We start from the raw sequence: 18348 nt of genomic DNA, 5'->3' as shown, positions 1-18348 counted from the left end.
GATTAAAGAGGTTTAACAAAATCGTTAGCAACTACAAATTTGGTAACTACCGGTAGTTTTTGTGCAGCAAGTCTTAAAGCTTCCTTAGCGATATCGTAAGGTACACCTCCAACTTCAAACATAATTTTACCAGGTTTTACTACAGCTACCCAATATTCCACAGCACCTTTACCTTTACCCATACGTACTTCCGCTGGTTTTTTAGTAATTGGCTTATCTGGGAAGATTTTGATCCATAGTTGACCTTCTCTCTTCATATATCTTGTAGCAGCGATACGTGCAGCTTCAATTTGTCTTGCAGTGATCCAAGCACCTTCTGTTGCTTTGATTCCGAAAGTTCCATAAGCAAGTTGATTACCTCTTTGAGCAATCCCCTTCATTTTCATCTTATGAACTCTACGGAATTTGGTTCTTTTTGGTTGTAACATAATTTAATAAGATGTTAGATGTTAGATGTTAGATGTTAGATAAAATTTAAATCAGTTCTTGTAACGGAAGATCTAATTTCTAATTTCTATCTCCTAACTTCTAATTAATTATTATTTTTTTTATCTCTTGAAGGTCTTCTGTTATCTCTATCTCCTCTGTTTCCACCTCCTGAAGGACCTTTTTTCTGTTGTCCTACTAGAGGAGAAAGCTCTCTCTTACCATAAACTTCACCTTTCATGATCCAAACTTTAACTCCTAACTTACCGTACTGAGTTAATGCCTCACCGATATGATAGTCGATATCTGCTCTGAAAGTAGACAATGGGATTCTTCCGTCTTTGAAAGACTCAGATCTTGCCATTTCGGCACCGTTCAATCTACCAGAGATTTGAACTTTGATACCTTCAGCACCCATTCTCATTGTAGAAGCGATAGCCATTTTCACAGCTCTTCTGTAAGAGATTCTGTTTTCGATTTGCTTAGCGATACTGTCTGCAACTAATACTGCATCAAGCTCAGGTCTTTTGATTTCGAAAATGTTGATTTGAATATCCTTTTTAGTAAGTTTCTTCAATTCTTCTTTTAACTTGTCAACTTCCTGACCTCCTTTACCGATGATAAGTCCCGGTCTAGCAGTAGTGATTGTTACGGTTACTAATTTAAGTGTTCTTTCAATATAAATTTTTGAAATTCCACCTTTAGATAATCTTGCTTCAAGGTATCTTCTGATTTTGTAGTCTTCCGCGATTCTGTCTCCATAATCGTTTCCGCCAAACCAGTTAGAATCCCATCCTCTGATGATACCTAATCTGTTACCAATTGGATTTGTCTTCTGTCCCATACCTTGAATTAATTTTCTTTTGTTCCTAAGATTAGTGTAATGTGGTTTGATCTTTTTCTGATTCTGTACCCTCTACCTTGTGGAGCTGGTCTTAGTCTCTTCAATTGTCTTGCACTGTCTACAAAAATTTCTTTAACGATAAGGTTAGCTTCTTCGATATCTGCACCTTCGTTCTTAGATTGCCAGTTAGCCATCGCAGAAAGAAGTACTTTCTCTAATTTGTTTGAAGCGTCTTTTTTCGAATATTTTAGGATGCTTAAAGCTTTTTCAACTTCTACCCCTCTGATGATATCAGCTACTAATCTCATCTTTCTTGGAGATGAAGGGCAATCGTTGTGTAATGCTTTTACTACATCTTGATTTGTTAATTTACGTGCTAATGCACTTTCTCTTTTTCTTGATCCCATGATTATCTGCTTCCTTTGTTTTTGTTACCACCATGACCTCTGAAAGATCTTGTTGGAGAAAATTCGCCTAGCTTATGACCAACCATGTTTTCTGTAACGTAAACCGGGATAAAAGATTTCCCGTTGTGTACAGCAATAGTTTGTCCTACAAAGTCTGGAGAGATCATAGATGCTCTAGACCAAGTTTTGATAACAGTCTTTTTACCAGACTCTACATTTGCCTGAACCTTCTTATCTAAAGTATGATGAATGAATGGTCCTTTTTTAAGTGATCTTGCCATAATTATTTTCTTTTAGATACGATGTAACGGTTAGACACTTTGTTTTTCTTTCTAGTTTTGTAACCTTTAGCTGGTTTACCGTTTCTAGATCTTGGGTGACCTCCAGAAGAACGTCCTTCACCACCTCCCATTGGGTGATCTACAGGGTTCATTACTACTGGTCTTGTTCTAGGTCTTCTACCTAACCATCTGCTTCTACCAGCCTTACCTGATACAGTTAACTGGTGATCAGAGTTAGATACAGATCCAATCATTGCATAACACTCAGTAAGGATCATTCTAGATTCTCCTGAAGGCAATTTGATGATTGCATATTTTCCGTCTCTTGAAGTTAACTGAGCTGAAGAACCAGCACTTCTTGCTAAAATAGCACCTTGACCAGGCTTCATTTCAACACAAGAAATTACAGTACCCAATGGAATGTTTTTCAATTTCATTGCGTTACCGATGTTCGGTTCTACGCTTTCGCCAGAAATAATTTTTTGGTCAACTTTGATTCCGTTTGGAGCGATGATATATCTCTTCTCTCCGTCTGCATACTCCACTAAAGCGATGAAAGCAGTTCTGTTTGGATCGTACTCTACAGTTTTTACCGTTGCTTCAACATCATGCTTGTTTCTTTTGAAGTCGATAATTCTGTATTTCTTTTTGTGTCCACCTCCGGTGTAACGCATGGTCATTTTACCAGTTTGGTTACGTCCACCTGACTTACTAATACCAACAGTTAGAGATTTCTCTGGTTTGTTGGTAGTAATTTCCTCAAAATTGTTTACAATTCTGAATCTCTGTCCTGGGGTGATAGGTTTTAATTTTCTAACAGACATTACTATTATTTATAATTAATAATTAATTTACAGCAAAAATATCGATTACTTCCCCTTCAGCAAGAGTGATAACCGCTTTTTTCAATTTGTTTGTCTTTCCTACTTGAAGACCTTTTTTCGTGTATTTCGAAGAAACTTTAGGCGCATAAATCATGGTTCTAACGTCTGCTACTTTCACACCGTAAGCTTGCTCTATTGCATTTTTAATCTGGATTTTATTCGCCTTAGGTTGCACTAAGAAAGAATAAGCACCTCTTAAATCTGTAAGATAGTTTGCTTTTTCTGAAATAACTGGTTTAATAATTAGTGACATGATTTATTTCTTTAAATTTTCCTGGAATTTTTCAACTGCACCTTCTAAGAAAACGATCTCACCTGCGTTGATTAAGTCATAAGAAGAAATTTCGTTGAATTTCATCACCTTAGTCTTAGGCAAGTTTCTTGAAGATAAATATACATTCTTGTTAGTATCAGGAAGAATGAATAAAGATTTTGTATCGTTCAATGCCAATGCATTCAAGATAGTAACGAAATCTTTAGTTTTAGGAGCAGCAATGCTCAAACCTTCCACGATTCTAATGCTGTTGTCTCTCATTTTCTGAGAAAGAACAGATTTTTTAGCTAATCTCTTAAGAGCTTTGTTCAATTTGAATCTGTAGTCTCTTGGCTTAGGACCGAATACTCTACCCCCACCTCTGAAAGTTGGAGATTTAATATCACCGTATCTAGCAGAACCAGATCCTTTTTGCTTCTTAAGTTTTTTAGTAGAAGCAGTAATTTCGCTTCTTTCTTTTGATTTATGAGTACCTTGACGCTGAGCAGCAAGATATTGTTTTACTTCTAAGTAAACCGCGTGCTTATTTGGCTCAATACCGAATACAGATTCGTCTAGAGTTACTTTTTTTCCGGTTTCTTTTCCTGATGTATTTAATACTACTAATTCCATTTTCTGATAATTACATAAGAATTTTTAGCTCCCGGAACAGCACCTTTTACTACTAAAAGATTTTGTTCTTGATCCACTTTTAATACTTGAAGGTTTTGTACAGTTACCTGCTTACCTCCCATTCTACCTGCCATTCTCATTCCTTTGAATACTCTTGAAGGATCCGATCCAGCACCGATAGAACCTGGAGCTCTAAGTCTGTTGTGCTGACCATGAGTAGCTTGCATTACACCTCCAAAACCGTGTCTTTTAACAACACCTTGGAAACCTTTACCTTTAGAAGTTCCTGTTACGTCAACATATTCACCTTCCATGAATAGATCAACTTTTACTTCTTCTCCTACTTTTACTTCGTCTACGAATTCTCTGTAGAATTCTACCAACTTAGCTTTAGGAGCAGAACCAGCCTTTTTAAAATGGCCAGCTAACGCTTTACCAACGTTCTTTTCACTCTTGTCATCGAAACCTAACTGAACAGATTTGTATCCGTCCTTTTCAATGGTTCTGACCTGTAAAACCGAGCATGGACCTGCTTGAATAACAGTACAAGGAATATTCTTCCCAGCCTCATCAAACAAAGATGTCATACCGATTTTTTTACCAATAATACCTGACATTATTTATATAATATGTTATAAAATTTTCTTGTATTCACTTTCATTTTTCGAGTACTCAAATAATTACCAAGTTTGAATTGGGCATATCCCTCCCCTAAAATGAGTGTGCAAATGTATGAATAAAATTTAATTTGACAAATATTTCTTGCAAAATATTTTGATTTTTAATCATTTAGAGATTTGCACAGATTTTGAAAAGAATTTCTTCTGAATAATTTTTTAATTTTGAGAAAAAAGTAATATGAAAAATATTTTCACCACATTCATTTTATTCTTCGGAGTCATTTCTTTTGCACAGACTGCCGTTCCATTCACAGGAAAAAGAGATTTTAATATCGAAGACGGAGCCAGCGGATCCGGAACTCCTGCTTATTATTTAGATGTAAAGAAAAACGGAAACGTACATTTTGGCTTTCTTCAAATCAATCAGGCAGACGGAAAAGAAACCAAAGAAGAAATCAATGCAGGAAAATACAATCCTAAAGTAATGAGAGTACATTTCAAAACCTACAATGAAACTTTTTATGTAAAATTCAATAAAGAAAAAATCTACCTTACCGATGAAAAAGGGAATATCAAAAAATCAGACGATTGCTGCCCTGTTTCTGAAATGGCAGAAATGAATTGTAACTGCGAAAGTATTCTTTACAAATAATGAAAATCTTAAAACTTCTTTTCGTTTGTCTTTTGGTAATTTCATGCAGCGAGAAACAAAAGCATCCTTATTCATTTTACTACTGGAAAACTGATCTTAAATTAAACGAAACTGAAAAAAAATCGTTGAATGAATCTACAAACCCGGTTTTGTACACTCGATTTTTTGATGTTGATAAAGTCGGGGAAAAGTTTCAGCCTGTTGCAGTGATTACAAAAGATAAAAGTTTTGAAACGGACAAGCAGATTGTTCCAACAATTTTTATAACCAATCAGACTTTTTTACATATCAAAAAAGAAGAAATACATTTTCTGGCTGAAAGCATTCATCAACTCATTCAAAAGAAAGCTCAGGATTATCAATTAAAAATCAATAACGAAATTCAAATCGATTGTGATTGGACGGCAGGAACAAAAGATGATTATTTTGAATTTTTAAAACAGCTAAAAAAGATTTCACAAAAAGAAATTACCTGCACTTTGAGACTTCATCAGGTGAAAGATAAAATTCTTACCGGAATTCCGCCCGTTGAAAAAGTATACTTAATGTGCTACTCTACTTCTTCGCCTTTGGAAAATTCAGATAAAAATTCGATTTTAGATTTGAATGTTATGAAAAGCTACTTATCGAAGCTGGAAGAGTATCCTGTTAAAAAAATTGAAGTCGCGCTCCCAATCTATTCATGGGGAATTGTTACCAATCATTTAGGAAAGCACAAACTCATCAATGCACTTTCTGCAAAAAATTTGGATAATCCAGCTTTCAAAAAAATTTCCCATAACGAAATTGAAATTTTAAAAGACGGTTTTTATTTTGGAAATTTCCTTAATAAGGGTTTCAAAATAAAAGTGGAAGAAATTTCACCAGAACAACTTAATAGCGCAATAGAATTTTTAGATAAAAAAATCAGCTCTTACAATATTATATATTATCAATTAGATAGTAAATTTGTAGAAGGACGGATTTTCTGATGGACGCTGGATGATGGATGCCAGAAGTTTAGATTCGGATAAAAAATCTGTGCAAATCTGTGTAATTTGTGGGGATATTTTCCTCCCGCGGATCACACAGATTTACACAGATGAAACTTTAAAAATTATGAAGAAGCCTTGTCAAGGTTTAAAACCTTGACAAGGCTTTCAAAAAAAACAAATAAAACACTAAGAATATGAAAAAGTATATCATTTCACTTACGGTTGCATCACTTTTCTACACCAAGACCGAAGCTTGTGCGTGGTCTGATCCGGATCATGATTATTTTAATCTTTTCACGCAAAGTATTATAAAAGACAAATCGTATCTTCCTTTTTTACATAATTATTCTGATCGATTTTACACTAATTACAAATTGTCTCAGATTCCTAATGAAAATATAGAATCATGGAGAAAATTTTTCGGTAATCAAATCAGCTATACAGAAACCAGTTATCTGGTCAACAAAATCTCAATGGCAGATTTGAATGATTTAAAAAAAGGCAATCCCAATAATCAGTTTCTAAAAAAATTAGGATCTGGCTTTTATACAAAATACCGTGAAGCAATAGATTATTTAATAGAAGCAAAATATCTGGAGCCTTACATGAAAATCAATTATGTAGAAAGTCCAGATTCTTTTTATTATCGTGAAAATGAAAGTGATAAAAACGCGACTCAATTAGATTACAACAAAACAATTTCAGCTTTAACCTCTTTATACAACGCAGCCAAAAATCCCGAAATCAAACAGCGTTACGGTTATCAGTTGGTAAGATTTAATCATTATACGAGAAATTTTGATGCAGCTTTAGATGCGTTTAAAAAATATGTGCAGCCCATTTCGTTAAAAGGCGCAGCTTATTATATGGCGCTCGACCAGTTGGCGGGAGCGCAAAGAGGTCTGGAAATGGGAAGTGAAGCCAACTGGAATTTTTTTCAGGTTTTTATGAAATCTAAAAGCCGTAAAGAATCTGCATTTATATCGATGAAACTTTCAGACACGGCTTCTTTCAACAACATTATGAAACGAGCCGGAACGAATGAGGAAAAAAACATGGCTTATTTTCTTTTAGGCTATGAAGATTTTACCAACCCTATTCCGATGATGGAAAAGATGTATGACATTGATCCCGATTCTGAAATTCTGAAAGTAATGGCAGCAAGAAGCATCAATGAACTGGAAAGAAATTATCTTCCCACCTATTATTATGCTTCAAAAGATTCTCAATCAACTTCAGATAAAAAAGGGAACGTAACAGCCGAAAAACCGGAAGTCAAGAAAAAGGAACTTAGCTTCTGGCAAAAAATAGTTCTTTTCTTTAAAAACCTTTTTGGTGGAAAGAAATCTGATAAAACCAATGATAAATCTGAGCAAAGCAATGACGAATTGTTTGAAAATCCAGACAGGATTCCAACTTATGTAAAAAACAATGCTTACTATTATTCTCAGGATGAAAATCAGAAAGATTTCTTAGATGATCTGGAAAAATTCACCGCCAAAACAAAAGAAAAATCTAAAGATGAATATTGGCAGATTGCAGATGCTTATTTGAAATTCCTTAAAAAAGATTATGAAGAAAGCAGCGATATATTAGCCGATATAGAAACCACAAATCCTGAATATCTTGAAGAAATCAAGAGAATGAAAGTGCTGAATGATATTGTTTCACAACCCAAAATTGATGCAGATTATGAAGATCATTTAATGAAAGATTACACTGAATATTTTGTGGAAAAAGTACCTGTAAAAAAAGACAGCACAGAAATCAATGATTACGATTATTATGGTGAAGCTCCGTCAACTGCAGATTTCCTGAAAGATGTTTTAGCCAACCGTTATTTCCTTCAAGGCGAAGACGGAAAATCTTACCTGATGAATAATAAACTTTCTGATCTTCAGTACAACCCAAATTCAAGCCTGGTAAAAAGTGTTGAAGAGTTTTACAGAAAACCGAATAAAACCCAATTTGAACAACAAATTATTGCCAAAAACCTTGATGACGTAGGAAATATTGACGCCTTTTTTGCCAATATTTACGGTGACAGATCGATGAGACTTGCTGATTTTGATAAGGCAAAATCGTATTATCAAAAAGCCCAAAATTTTTCAGGAATCCCAAGAAATGTTTATGAAAAATATGATCCATTAACCGAAAAATATGAAAAAAGAATCTACGATGGAGATTATGATGGTTACAAAAATATTCCGAATCTGGTTTTCGGACATAATGTTTGGGAAAGCTTCGAGAGCCCTGAAGAAGAAAGTATGAAAGCAGAAGATTATACCTCATTTCCATTCATCAAAAACAAAATGAATAAACTGGAATTGGCAGATGCATTAATTCAGCTTAAAAAAATAGGAAACGGAAAAGATGCAAAAGCCGCTCAAGCCAATCAGTTAATCGGAAATCTTTTGTATAACACTTCGGTTCTTGGCTATTATAGACAACTTTTTGTGATGGATGTCGACAACAGCAACGGCGGAAAATATAATTTCTGGAATACAAAAAGAGAAAATCCGTATCAGTATTATTACAAAAATTTCACCTACACGATTTTTATAGAACCTGATAATTTTGACTTAGCTATCAATTATTATAAAAAAGCGTACGACCTTTCTAATGACAGAGAACAGAAAGCAAGAGTACTTTTCCAGATGGCAAGTGCAGAACAAGGAAAATATTATCAATATGAAGCTAAAAACCAGGCAAACATTGATTATGCAGATCCTAAATGGTCTGAGAAAAACGATGCTCACGAAAAACAAATGGGTGATCTGAAAAACCAGAAATACAGAACCTATTTTATTCAGCTCAAATCTCAATATTCAAATACGGAAACTGCCAGAGAACTCTTGGGAAGCTGTTCTTATTTTGATTATTTTATGAAGCGATAAATTATAAAACTAAAGCCTTACAAAATTTGTAAGGCTTTAGTTTTTATTCTAATTCAAAAGGGTCGTAAAGAAGAGGTTTTGATTTAACAACTATCGGTGAACCATCTTCATTTACAGCTTTACCATGAAAAGCACCCGGATTATCGTGATACGTTTTCTCAACTTCTCTAAATTTTGCTCTGCTTATTTTCAGAATTTCTTTATCGTTTCGTAGATAAATATCCATTGGTTTTTTATCAATTCCAACTGCTGTAAAATGATACTTATTTTGTGAATCTTCAAGCTCTAAAATTAAACCCGGCAATCCCTCAAAAATATACGGTCCGTTGTTTATGGGAACTTCCGGCGTGTACCAAGCGACAAATTTTCTTCCTCGGTGTTTTACGGTTGCCTTTTTACAGCTATAATCAAGAATTTTTTTCGATTCGTTATGAAGTTGCCACTTTAGTTCCGGCTGAATTTCTTCATATTCGTATTTTGTTTTGTACCTTTTTTGATAAGTAACTTTTTTATCGGTTACCGATTTTAAACTTTCTGTTTCCCATAAAGGATTGTACATGAAGAGTTGATTCATTTCTTTCGCACCGATACTTTCGAGATGAGAAAATTTTTCGAAAAGAGAATCTCTCTGTATTGTTTTTGTATCGCTGAACTTTGAATAGTTTTCGCCAATTTGTAAAACACACAACCCTTCTCTCGGGTTTTCAGAAATCTTTTCGTCTTTTAAAAATTTAAACCGATAATAAATATTAAGATTGCTTTTCTCAAAAACCTTTGCATTGTAAGATGATGCTTTCATCGAAAAATTGCCGAGAATTTTAGTTCCCTGAGCATAAATTAAAGCCGAACAAAAAATTAAAATTGAAATAAAAACCTTCAACATATAAAATAACTTTAGGCACAAAAGTAAGATGAAAAATTAGTTCGCACTAATTCTTTACAAAAAAAACACACTTTAGAGTGATAAATGATCTCATTTTAAATTGAAAACCAAAGTTCGATATAAGAAATTAAGTAGGATCTTTTATCTCGTAAAGATTTTAATTTTTAAGCTTATTATTTTAAGGAGCAGAGAATAGCGACAAAGTCGCTGATGAAGCTTGAATAAACGAGAGCTTCATAAAAATCAATTTATTGATTCCTATCTTTGCTCTTTTAAAATAAGATTTGCAAAAATTAAGCTTTGCGTTAAATGCATAACAATTTCGCAATAGTTAGTTTACTTTTACAGCTTAAGCCGAATTCACCTTAAATTAAGCTTATTTGCTTTGTTTAGATAACCATTCTTCGTGCTTTCTTTTAAAAAATTCATGCTTATAATCCTGATTTCTTTTGGCGGCATCTATAGAATGCGAAGTGTGAATATCTGCATCATCTTTGGCAAAGTGAGCTAATTTTTCATAATAACAGTGAAGTTGGTCGAGCTCTTTTTCTGTGAGTTCTTCGATGTCCACAATTCGGTTACTCGCTTTTTCATTAGCGGCAATCAGCTCATTCAATTTTATTTGTATTGCTTTAGAGTCTTTATTTTGAGATTTCTGAATCAGGAAAACCATCAAAAAAGTAATAATGGTTGTTCCGGTATTGATGACCAATTGCCAAGTTTCGGAATATTTAAAAATCGGACCCGAACCAGCCCAAATTACCACAATGGCAACCGCTCCCAAAAACGCATACGAACTGCCCGTAAATTTTGTTGCCCAGTTTGAAAATCTCTCAAAAATACTGCTATCTGATTTGACCATTATTTTTTTTATTAAAAATAGCAAAAAACAAGCATCTATAAAGCCAAGTGTTCAATAAAAAGGAAAGCCTCTGAAAAAATTCAGAGACTCTCCCGATATAGATAAAACTATTACTTGAAAATTATCTATTAAAACTTATAATTGATTTGTGCCGAGAAATTTCGTGGCTGGATTTGGTCGATATATCCACCTCTGAAATAAGAATTGTATCCTACAGAATCAAAGATATTATTGAAGAAAACTCTTAGACCTAAACCGTTTTTAAACTTGTAACCTACTTGAGCATCTACTGTTGTATAATCTGGCATATTGAATGGTTTTTCTTTAGGCTGCGTACCATTTACGTGCCCTGTTCCAGAGTTGAAATAATCTTGCTTATAATCATCCACTGGTCTTAATCCTACATAATAAATACCCGCTCCAATATCAAGACCATCTAAAATTCCTTGATTGAATTTATAGTTTAACCATCCATTAGCAGAATGTTTCGGAGTATTGATCGGCGCAGAACCATTAACGAATGAAGGGCTATCCTGATATTGAGCATCTACATAAGCCCAACCTGTCATGATTTGCAAGTTGGGAAGAATTTTTCCAATCAATTCTACCTCCATCCCTCTTCTTTTCAATTCTCCAGCCAAAGCATAAGTTCCTGTCCCATTGTTACCGTTCAAAATTTCGTAAGATAAATTATCCGTTTTTATATCAAAGAAGGTAAGATTGAAACGCAATTTTTCATTTAACCAATCAGATTTAATTCCCGCTTCCCATTGTTTTGTGGTTGAAGCACCTACAGTTCCTCCGGTAGCCAAAACATTATTTGCGCTTCGTAATCCTGTAGTGGTAGTATATGAACCAAAAATATTCATATTTTCAATAGGTGAAACCATCAATCCGAAAGATGGATTCCAAGCATAATTTTTGTCTTTATCTGAACCATTTAATCTGCTGTAACGCAATCCTAAATGTGCTTTTAAGTATTTATTAAAAGTAATTACATCCTGAGCCATTAAACCCATTGTTGGCGTTAAAGTATTTATTATAGGATCTTTTTTAACCAAAGTAAAGTTTCCGGCATCAATATTTGAAGGAAGAATATTATTAATATCATTCAAAACATTGATCTGGTCAACAGCTTTTGAATCATAAGAAGTTGTAGTTACATCAGATTCTTTCCAATCAAAACCAACCTGAAAAGTGTGCTTTATAAAACCTGTCATTACATCTGCACCAATAAAATCAAATTGAAAAACTTTATTTAAATCTTCTCGTTCAGATTTTGCTAAAGTTCTGTTTCTAATTTCATTCGGATTATTTCGATCAATTGGAGCCAAAGCTGCACCTACAATATTGGTGTTATAAGAAGAGCTCATAAACGCAGCTCTTACTTTCAATTTATCAGTCAGTCTTCTTGTTGCAGTGGTAGAGAAATTAAAAGTCTCTGTCGCTGCATTGTCTGTTGAGAAACCTAAAAATTTTCTTCCCGGCATTTGGTAAATAGCTTCAGTATCTCCTTTTGCTAAATTTACTGTTCCTCTATCGGGAGTTGTATTATTTTTCATGTAATCCATTTCGGCAACGATTTCCGTCTTATCGTCCGGACGGAAAGCTACTGATGGATTTACATAAATGCGATCTGTATTTACAAATCTTCTGAAACTATTATTGTCTTGATAAGCTGCATTCAAACGAACTGCAATCTTCCCTTTATTGTCTAAAACTCTCTGAAAGTCTACAGTCGGTCTGTAAAAATCCCAACTTCCGTATCTGAAACCAATATTAGTTTCATTAATAAATTTTGGAATTTTAGTCACCACGTTGATTACTCCACCTGCAGAACCAAGACCATCACCAATTCCCTGCGTAACTGCAGCTGAACCTTTAATCACCTGAATACTTTCTACACCCTGCATATCGGTAAGCATACCTCCGGTACGGAAATCAGAATCCATCATGACTCCGTTTTTCAAAACAGGAACTCCACGATATCCTCTTATAGACATACTTTCTCTGGTTCCGCCATAGCTTCCGAATTGAGTAACACCAGGAATATTTTTTGCAACATCAGTTACGGTAAGTCCACCCAAATCTTCGATTACCTTGTGAGAAACTACAGAGATGCTTTGAATTTGGTCTCTCGGTTTAAGAGGTAATCTTGTAATTACTTCCAAACCTTCAGGCTGTTTGTTTCTCTCTCCAAAAAGTTCTACCTCTTCAATCGTGGTCTCTTTTCTGATTGTATCATTTGCTTTTTGTTGTGCTTTAGAAAAAGCTACTCCCAAAATTAGTAATGATACAGATACCGTTTTTTTCATTTCATAAATTTGAAACAAAAATATTATTTTTATTGATTCTAAATAAATTATATCAAGTGACAATTGTCACTTATGTTAAATTTATGCCAAAAAACATCTAGTTTTTAGAGAATGTTTAAAAATTAAGGGTTGTATTTTAATTTAGCGGATATTTTATGGCTTTATCAATTTCAATTGGATTATTTTCTCTAAGTATTGTTTTTCTTCTTTCATCAGACATTACTTTTAACTGGTCTAAACTTTTGATTTGCACTCCCATTACATAGAATGTATTCTCAGGATTGGTATTAGATTTAAATGCTTCTGCAATATCCTGTAAAGGATTGTTGTAAATTTCTAATTGTTTTTTAGCAATGACTTTTTCAGAAACAGAAAGTGGTTTTTTCCCAGCAAAACTTTCAAGGAATTTGGCTTCGTAAGTTTTAGGAAATTTCATACTTTTTGAAAGCTTAAACATAAAGTTATTTTTGTCGTCTTCAATCTCGAAAATCAATCCGGGAAGTCCACGGAATTTGTATGGACCTTCACTCAGAATAACGTCTTTGGAAAACCATGCGATCCAATTTCTTCCGCCAAAAGTTGTGGTTGCTTTTTGTAATGTATATTGTCCTTCAATTTTTGTATCATTCAGAAGTTTCCAATTCATTTTGTCGGTTGATTTTAAAGAGAAAAAATCATTTAATAAAATCAATGAGGTGTTTTCAAAAGAATCTTTTTTTCTGACAAGAGCAGGAAGATGATCGTCCCATCTTGATCTTCTCTGGCCACGAATAATATTTAAAGAGTCGGTTTCGGCATAAGAATAAGGATAAAATTTAACATCGTCCGGGTTGACATCCAAAATCATATTTTCTTTTGCAAATTCTTTTGCTGTTGAATCTAATTTATATTGAAACTGATAAATAAAACGATGTGTTTGTGCCGATAAGATGAATGGAAATAATAGGAGTATCAGTTTTTTCATGTATTTATTTTTATCAAAAATATCAATATTGTTTGAATTAACATTAATTTATCACTAACTATTTAGTTAAAATATTTTTTTAAAAATTTAAAACAAAAAAATCCCTCTTCTTTCGAAAAGGGATTTATATTTAAGGTGTTGCTAAAAAACTTCCGACTTCCATCATCCATCTTCCAGCATATTTATCACACTTTAATTTCAACGTCAACTCCTGAAGGAAGTTCTAATTTCATTAGAGCATCAACAGTTTTAGAAGAAGAAGAGTAGATATCCATCAATCTCTTGTGAGCTGATAATTGGAACTGCTCTCTAGCTTTCTTGTTTACGTGCGGAGATCTCAACACTGTGAAGATTCTCTTGTTCGTTGGCAATGGAATAGGACCGTTTACAACAGCACCAGTAGCCTTTACCGTTTTTACGATCTTCTCAGCAGACTTGTCTACCAAGTTGTAATCGTAAGATTTTAGTTTTATTCTGATTCTTTGTGACATTTCTTTACTTTAAAAAATTAACCTTTTGCTTTAGCGATGATATCGTCAGCAACGTTTTGTGGAGTAGCTTGGTACTTCTCTAATTCCATAGAAGAAGTAGCTCTTCCTGATGAAAGTGTTCTAAGAGTAGTAACATAACCAAACATTTCAGACAATGGAACTGAACCTTTGATAACAACGGCACCGTTCTTTTCTTCTTGTCCACTGATTGTACCTCTTCTCTTGTTAAGGTCACCAATGATGTTACCCATATATTCTTCCGGAGTTACAACCTCCAATTTCATAATAGGCTCCATAATTACTGGCTTAGCAGCACGTCCAGCTTCTTTAAATCCTAATTTAGCAGCTAATTCAAAAGAAAGTGCATCAGAATCCACTGCGTGGAAAGATCCGTCTTTAAGAGTAACTTTAATACCTTCAACTTCGAAACCAGCCAAAGGACCGTTCTTCATTGCAGCTTTAAAGCCTTTTTCAATTGCAGGAACAAATTCTCTAGGAACGTTACCACCTTTGATCTCATTGATGAATTCTAAACCAACTTTACCTTCGTCTGCAGGTCCTAGTTCAAATACAATATCAGCAAATTTACCTTTACCACCAGACTGCTTTTTGTAAACTTCTCTGTGGCTAGCAACTTTTGTTAAGTTTTCTTTGTATTCTACCTGAGGTTGTCCTTGGTTTACTTCAACCTTGAACTCTCTCTTCATACGGTCTACAATGATATCTAAGTGAAGCTCACCCATACCAGAGATGATCGTTTGTCCTGAAGCCTCGTCAGTTCTTACAGTAAATGTAGGATCTTCTTCAGCCAATTTAGCTAGAGCGTTACCCATTTTATCCTGGTCAGCTTTAGTTTTAGGCTCAACAGCGATACCAATTACAGGATCAGGGAAAACCATCGATTCAAGAACGATTGGGTTTTTCTCATCACACATAGTATCACCAGTTTTGATAGATTTGAAACCTACAGCAGCACCAATATCACCAGCTTCAATATATTCTACCGGGTTTTGTTTGTTAGCGTGCATCTGATAGATTCTAGAGATTCTTTCTTTATCACCTGAACGAGTGTTCAAGATATAAGAACCAGCATCTAATCTTCCAGAGTAAGCTCTGAAGAATGCTAATCTTCCCACGAATGGGTCAGTAGCAATCTTAAATGCTAAAGCTGCGAAAGGCTCATCTACAGAAGGTTTTCTTGTGATTTCAGCGTCAGTTCTTGGGTCAGTACCTTTGATGTCATCTTTATCCAATGGAGAAGGCAAGTATTTACATACTGCATCCAACATAAACTGTACTCCTTTGTTCTTGAATGAAGAACCACAAGTCATTGGGATAATAGATAAATCGATAGTAGCAGCTCTCAATGCAGCATTGATTTCTTCTTCTGTAATTGAATCTGGATCTTCGAAGAATTTCTCCATCAAAGTTTCGTCATATTCAGAAACAGCTTCTACTAATTTCTCTCTATATTCAAGAACTTCATCCTTCATATCTTCCGGAATTGGAACTACTTCGAAAGTAGCACCTTGTCCAGCTTCATCCCAGATGATCGCTCTGTTTTTAATTAAGTCTACAACACCTTTGAAATCTTCTTCAGCACCGATTGGTAAAACGATTGGAACTGCATTTGATCCTAACATATCTTTAACCTGGTTTACCACGTTAAGGAAGTCAGCACCTTGTCTGTCCATTTTGTTTACGAATCCCATTCTTGCAACTTTGTAGTTGTCAGCAAGTCTCCAGTTTGTTTCAGACTGAGGCTCTACTCCATCTACTGCAGAGAATAAGAATACCAATCCATCTAATACTCTCAAAGATCTGTTTACTTCTACTGTGAAGTCAACGTGTCCCGGTGTATCGATGATGTTGAAGTGGTAAGGTTTAGTATCAGCTAAAGGTTTTCCTTGGTCTGTTGGAAAGTTCCAAGAACAAGTAGTAGCAGCAGAAGTAATAGTAATACCTCTTTCAGCTTCCTGCTCCATCCAGTCCATTGTAGAAGCACCATCGTGAACTTCACCAATTTTGTGGTTTACACCAGTATAGAATAAAATTCTTTCTGTAGTGGTAGTTTTACCTGCATCAATGTGCGCAGCAATACCAATATTTCTTGTAAATTTAAGATCTCTACCCATTTCAGATTAGAATTTAAAGTGTGAAAACGCTTTGTTAGCTTCCGCCATTTTGTGAGTATCACTTTTCTTTTTGAAAGCAGCACCTTCTTCTCTTGAAGCGGCAACTACTTCATTAGCCAATTTCAAAGCCATAGACTTATCATTTCTCTTTTTAGAGTAGCTAATTAACCATTTCATTGCCATAGAAATTTTTCTATCAGCTCTGATTGGCATAGGAATCTGGAAGTTTGCTCCACCTACTCTTCTAGAACGTACTTCTACGTGAGGCATAACGTTAGTTAATGCATCTTTCCAGATTTCAAGGGCAGTCTTTTCAGTTTCTCCTTTTTTAGTTTCTACGATATCTAATGCATCATAGAATATTTTGAATGCGATTGACTTCTTACCATCAAGCATCAAGTTGTTTACGAATCTAGTCACCAATTGATCATTAAACTTTGGATCTGGTAACAACGGTCTTTTTTTCGCTTTTGTCTTTCTCATTGTTTCTGTACCTTATTTAATGATTATTTTTTCTTTCCTTTTGCAGGTGCTGCAGCAGCTTGTCCTGGTTTAGGTCTCTTAGCTCCGTACTTAGATCTTCTTTGTGTTCTTCCGTTTACTCCAGCAGTATCTAACGCACCTCTTACGATGTGGTATCTAACTCCTGGTAAATCTTTTACTCTCCCCCCGCGTACCAATACTATCGAGTGCTCTTGAAGATTATGTCCTTCACCTGGGATATAGGCGTTAACTTCTTTACCGTTTGAAAGTCTTACCCTTGCAACTTTTCTAAGTGCAGAGTTAGGTTTCTTAGGTGTGGTAGTATATACTCTCGTACATACACCTCGTCTTTGTGGACAAGAATCAAGGGCAGCCGATTTACTCTTCTTGGTAAGTGCGACTCTTCCTTTTCTAACTAATTGTTGAATAGTAGGCATTTAATTGCTTTTATTTTAGGGTGCAAAAATAATAATAATTTTTTAATTGACAAGTAGTTATACAGAAATAATAATCTTTATTTAATTTAAACTAACCTTATGATTACATATAATTTACATTCAATAAGGATGCACAGGAAATTATAGAAAATTTTACAGCTTTAAAACGTCTGCCCAATTTTACCATTGAAGCATCAATTTTTTAATTAATTGTATATTTATTAACTCAATTTTAATCTACCCAATAATATAATAGCATAATTAAACTCACTGCAACATCAAACCAATTATTCCAAATTATATTAAAAAAATACGCAATAGTTATCTTCTATGGAATCATCTTGATTTCGGCACAATATTTCCTGCATTAGAAGTATCAAAAAAAAATAAACTTATGAAAAATGCCAACATTATCGGTTTAAAAGAAGCCGACTGTCAAAACATTTCAGAAAAACTGAATATCCTTCTTGCCAACTATTCTGTGTTTTATCAGAATACAAGAGGCTCTCACTGGAACATTAAAGGAGAACAATTTTTCACGCTGCATCCTAAGTTTGAAGAACTGTATAATAGTTTAGTTTTAAAAATTGATGAAATCGCAGAACGTATATTGACCTTAGGAGCAACTCCGGCGCATAATTATTCAGATTACCTTCAGGTTTCCACCATTAAAGAAAGCAAAGAAGTAAGCGACGGTAATAAAAGCGTAGAAATCATTTTAAATTCTTTTAAAGTAGTCATCGATTTACAAAGAGAGCTTTTAGACATTACAGACAAAGCAGGCGACGAAGGTACAAACTCACAAATGAGCGATTATATTACAGAGCAGGAAAAAGAAGTTTGGATGTACAATTCTTATTTAGGGAAGTAAAAACAAGACAAAAATCATCACAATATTTAAAAAATC

Annotated in this window: 20 protein-coding genes; 4 read left to right on the top strand and 16 right to left on the bottom strand. The window is 34.4% G+C overall.

Annotated features, from left to right (window positions below; all coding sequences use genetic code 11):
- Positions 1–2 precede the first annotated feature (2 nt).
- From rplP to rplC, 8 genes are all read right to left on the bottom strand, one after another.
- A complete protein-coding gene (rplP, locus tag OEW74_RS05710; protein ID WP_265427577.1) occupies positions 3–428 on the bottom strand; it encodes a 50S ribosomal protein L16 in 426 nt (141 codons plus the stop codon).
- A gap of 104 nt (positions 429–532) precedes the next feature.
- Positions 533–1270 (bottom strand): 30S ribosomal protein S3, encoded by a 738-nt coding sequence (rpsC, locus tag OEW74_RS05705; RefSeq protein ID WP_265427576.1) that lies wholly within the window; start codon positions 1268–1270, stop codon positions 533–535.
- Between the two features lie 8 nt (positions 1271–1278).
- Positions 1279–1677 carry a 50S ribosomal protein L22 gene (rplV, locus tag OEW74_RS05700; protein ID WP_066679843.1) on the bottom strand — a complete coding sequence of 133 codons (399 nt, stop codon included), beginning with the start codon at positions 1675–1677 and terminating at the stop codon, positions 1279–1281.
- Between the two features lie 2 nt (positions 1678–1679).
- Positions 1680–1958: a 30S ribosomal protein S19 gene (gene rpsS / locus OEW74_RS05695; RefSeq protein WP_055861765.1), complete on the bottom strand. Its 279-nt coding sequence runs from the start codon at positions 1956–1958 to the stop codon at positions 1680–1682.
- A 2-nt stretch (positions 1959–1960) separates the two neighbouring features.
- Positions 1961–2782: a 50S ribosomal protein L2 gene (gene rplB / locus OEW74_RS05690; RefSeq protein ID WP_265427575.1), complete on the bottom strand. Its 822-nt coding sequence runs from the start codon at positions 2780–2782 to the stop codon at positions 1961–1963.
- A 22-nt stretch (positions 2783–2804) separates the two neighbouring features.
- Positions 2805–3095, bottom strand: a complete 291-nt coding sequence (gene rplW / locus OEW74_RS05685) for a 50S ribosomal protein L23 (protein WP_047442263.1) — start codon at positions 3093–3095, stop codon at positions 2805–2807.
- Between the two features lie 3 nt (positions 3096–3098).
- Entirely contained in the window at positions 3099–3728 is a 630-nt protein-coding gene (gene rplD / locus OEW74_RS05680; RefSeq protein WP_265427574.1) for a 50S ribosomal protein L4, read from the bottom strand.
- On the bottom strand, positions 3719–4345 hold the full coding sequence (rplC, locus tag OEW74_RS05675; protein WP_265427573.1) for a 50S ribosomal protein L3: 627 nt from the start codon (positions 4343–4345) through the stop codon (positions 3719–3721). The genes rplD and rplC overlap by 10 nt, the downstream gene beginning before the upstream one ends.
- Before the next feature lie 241 nt (positions 4346–4586).
- Between rplC and OEW74_RS05670 the strand changes: the two genes are divergently transcribed.
- The 3 genes from OEW74_RS05670 to OEW74_RS05660 all read left to right on the top strand — a co-directional run bounded on the left by OEW74_RS05670 (position 4587) and on the right by OEW74_RS05660 (position 8871).
- The gene (locus OEW74_RS05670; protein ID WP_265427572.1) at positions 4587–5000 is read left to right on the top strand and encodes a hypothetical protein; all 414 of its coding nucleotides are present in this window, start codon (positions 4587–4589) and stop codon (positions 4998–5000) included.
- Entirely contained in the window at positions 5000–5971 is a 972-nt protein-coding gene (locus OEW74_RS05665) for a hypothetical protein (RefSeq protein ID WP_265427571.1), read from the top strand. The genes OEW74_RS05670 and OEW74_RS05665 overlap by 1 nt, the downstream gene beginning before the upstream one ends.
- Before the next feature lie 197 nt (positions 5972–6168).
- A complete protein-coding gene (locus OEW74_RS05660) occupies positions 6169–8871 on the top strand; it encodes a hypothetical protein (protein WP_265427570.1) in 2703 nt (900 codons plus the stop codon).
- 43 nt (positions 8872–8914) lie between these two features.
- Here the strand turns inward: OEW74_RS05660 and OEW74_RS05655 are convergent, their stop codons facing one another.
- From OEW74_RS05655 to rpsL, 8 genes are all read right to left on the bottom strand, one after another.
- Positions 8915–9754, bottom strand: a complete 840-nt coding sequence (locus OEW74_RS05655) for a GLPGLI family protein (RefSeq protein WP_265427569.1) — start codon at positions 9752–9754, stop codon at positions 8915–8917.
- 376 nt (positions 9755–10130) lie between these two features.
- Positions 10131–10616 (bottom strand): low affinity iron permease family protein, encoded by a 486-nt coding sequence (locus OEW74_RS05650; protein ID WP_265427568.1) that lies wholly within the window; start codon positions 10614–10616, stop codon positions 10131–10133.
- Between the two features lie 128 nt (positions 10617–10744).
- Entirely contained in the window at positions 10745–12931 is a 2187-nt protein-coding gene (locus tag OEW74_RS05645; RefSeq protein WP_265427567.1) for a TonB-dependent siderophore receptor, read from the bottom strand.
- A gap of 136 nt (positions 12932–13067) precedes the next feature.
- The gene (locus OEW74_RS05640) at positions 13068–13895 is read right to left on the bottom strand and encodes a GLPGLI family protein (RefSeq protein ID WP_265427566.1); all 828 of its coding nucleotides are present in this window, start codon (positions 13893–13895) and stop codon (positions 13068–13070) included.
- 185 nt (positions 13896–14080) lie between these two features.
- Entirely contained in the window at positions 14081–14386 is a 306-nt protein-coding gene (gene rpsJ / locus OEW74_RS05635; RefSeq protein ID WP_002661363.1) for a 30S ribosomal protein S10, read from the bottom strand.
- A gap of 17 nt (positions 14387–14403) precedes the next feature.
- A complete protein-coding gene (fusA, locus tag OEW74_RS05630; RefSeq protein WP_265427565.1) occupies positions 14404–16521 on the bottom strand; it encodes an elongation factor G in 2118 nt (705 codons plus the stop codon).
- A gap of 6 nt (positions 16522–16527) precedes the next feature.
- The gene (rpsG, locus tag OEW74_RS05625; protein WP_034677991.1) at positions 16528–17004 is read right to left on the bottom strand and encodes a 30S ribosomal protein S7; all 477 of its coding nucleotides are present in this window, start codon (positions 17002–17004) and stop codon (positions 16528–16530) included.
- Between the two features lie 23 nt (positions 17005–17027).
- Positions 17028–17441 carry a 30S ribosomal protein S12 gene (rpsL, locus tag OEW74_RS05620; RefSeq protein ID WP_031503575.1) on the bottom strand — a complete coding sequence of 138 codons (414 nt, stop codon included), beginning with the start codon at positions 17439–17441 and terminating at the stop codon, positions 17028–17030.
- Between the two features lie 394 nt (positions 17442–17835).
- Here rpsL and OEW74_RS05615 point away from each other — a divergent pair, with 394 nt between their 5' ends.
- Positions 17836–18312, top strand: a complete 477-nt coding sequence (locus OEW74_RS05615; protein WP_074230950.1) for a Dps family protein — start codon at positions 17836–17838, stop codon at positions 18310–18312.
- Positions 18313–18348 lie beyond the last annotated feature (36 nt).

This window comes from Chryseobacterium sp. YIM B08800 (assembly GCF_026163565.1).
Lineage (GTDB): Bacteria > Bacteroidota > Bacteroidia > Flavobacteriales > Weeksellaceae > Chryseobacterium.
Note: the sequence above shows the minus strand (reverse complement) of the source record. Positions and strands in the feature narration are given on the sequence as shown.

Excerpts from the sequence above, each read along its gene's own strand:
- rplP (WP_265427577.1), bottom strand. The coding sequence starts at position 428 with ATGTTACAACCAAAAAGAACCAAATTCCGTAGAGTTCATAAGATGAAA.
- rpsC (WP_265427576.1), bottom strand. The coding sequence starts at position 1,270 with ATGGGACAGAAGACAAATCCAATTGGTAACAGATTAGGTATCATCAGA.
- rplV (WP_066679843.1), bottom strand. The coding sequence starts at position 1,677 with ATGGGATCAAGAAAAAGAGAAAGTGCATTAGCACGTAAATTAACAAAT.
- rpsS (WP_055861765.1), bottom strand. The coding sequence starts at position 1,958 with ATGGCAAGATCACTTAAAAAAGGACCATTCATTCATCATACTTTAGAT.
- rplB (WP_265427575.1), bottom strand. The coding sequence starts at position 2,782 with ATGTCTGTTAGAAAATTAAAACCTATCACCCCAGGACAGAGATTCAGA.
- rplW (WP_047442263.1), bottom strand. The coding sequence starts at position 3,095 with ATGTCACTAATTATTAAACCAGTTATTTCAGAAAAAGCAAACTATCTT.
- rplD (WP_265427574.1), bottom strand. The coding sequence starts at position 3,728 with ATGGAATTAGTAGTATTAAATACATCAGGAAAAGAAACCGGAAAAAAA.
- rplC (WP_265427573.1), bottom strand. The coding sequence starts at position 4,345 with ATGTCAGGTATTATTGGTAAAAAAATCGGTATGACATCTTTGTTTGAT.
- OEW74_RS05670 (WP_265427572.1), top strand. The coding sequence starts at position 4,587 with ATGAAAAATATTTTCACCACATTCATTTTATTCTTCGGAGTCATTTCT.
- OEW74_RS05665 (WP_265427571.1), top strand. The coding sequence starts at position 5,000 with ATGAAAATCTTAAAACTTCTTTTCGTTTGTCTTTTGGTAATTTCATGC.
- OEW74_RS05660 (WP_265427570.1), top strand. The coding sequence starts at position 6,169 with ATGAAAAAGTATATCATTTCACTTACGGTTGCATCACTTTTCTACACC.
- OEW74_RS05655 (WP_265427569.1), bottom strand. The coding sequence starts at position 9,754 with ATGTTGAAGGTTTTTATTTCAATTTTAATTTTTTGTTCGGCTTTAATT.
- OEW74_RS05650 (WP_265427568.1), bottom strand. The coding sequence starts at position 10,616 with ATGGTCAAATCAGATAGCAGTATTTTTGAGAGATTTTCAAACTGGGCA.
- OEW74_RS05645 (WP_265427567.1), bottom strand. The coding sequence starts at position 12,931 with ATGAAAAAAACGGTATCTGTATCATTACTAATTTTGGGAGTAGCTTTT.
- OEW74_RS05640 (WP_265427566.1), bottom strand. The coding sequence starts at position 13,895 with ATGAAAAAACTGATACTCCTATTATTTCCATTCATCTTATCGGCACAA.
- rpsJ (WP_002661363.1), bottom strand. The coding sequence starts at position 14,386 with ATGTCACAAAGAATCAGAATAAAACTAAAATCTTACGATTACAACTTG.
- fusA (WP_265427565.1), bottom strand. The coding sequence starts at position 16,521 with ATGGGTAGAGATCTTAAATTTACAAGAAATATTGGTATTGCTGCGCAC.
- rpsG (WP_034677991.1), bottom strand. The coding sequence starts at position 17,004 with ATGAGAAAGACAAAAGCGAAAAAAAGACCGTTGTTACCAGATCCAAAG.
- rpsL (WP_031503575.1), bottom strand. The coding sequence starts at position 17,441 with ATGCCTACTATTCAACAATTAGTTAGAAAAGGAAGAGTCGCACTTACC.
- OEW74_RS05615 (WP_074230950.1), top strand. The coding sequence starts at position 17,836 with ATGAAAAATGCCAACATTATCGGTTTAAAAGAAGCCGACTGTCAAAAC.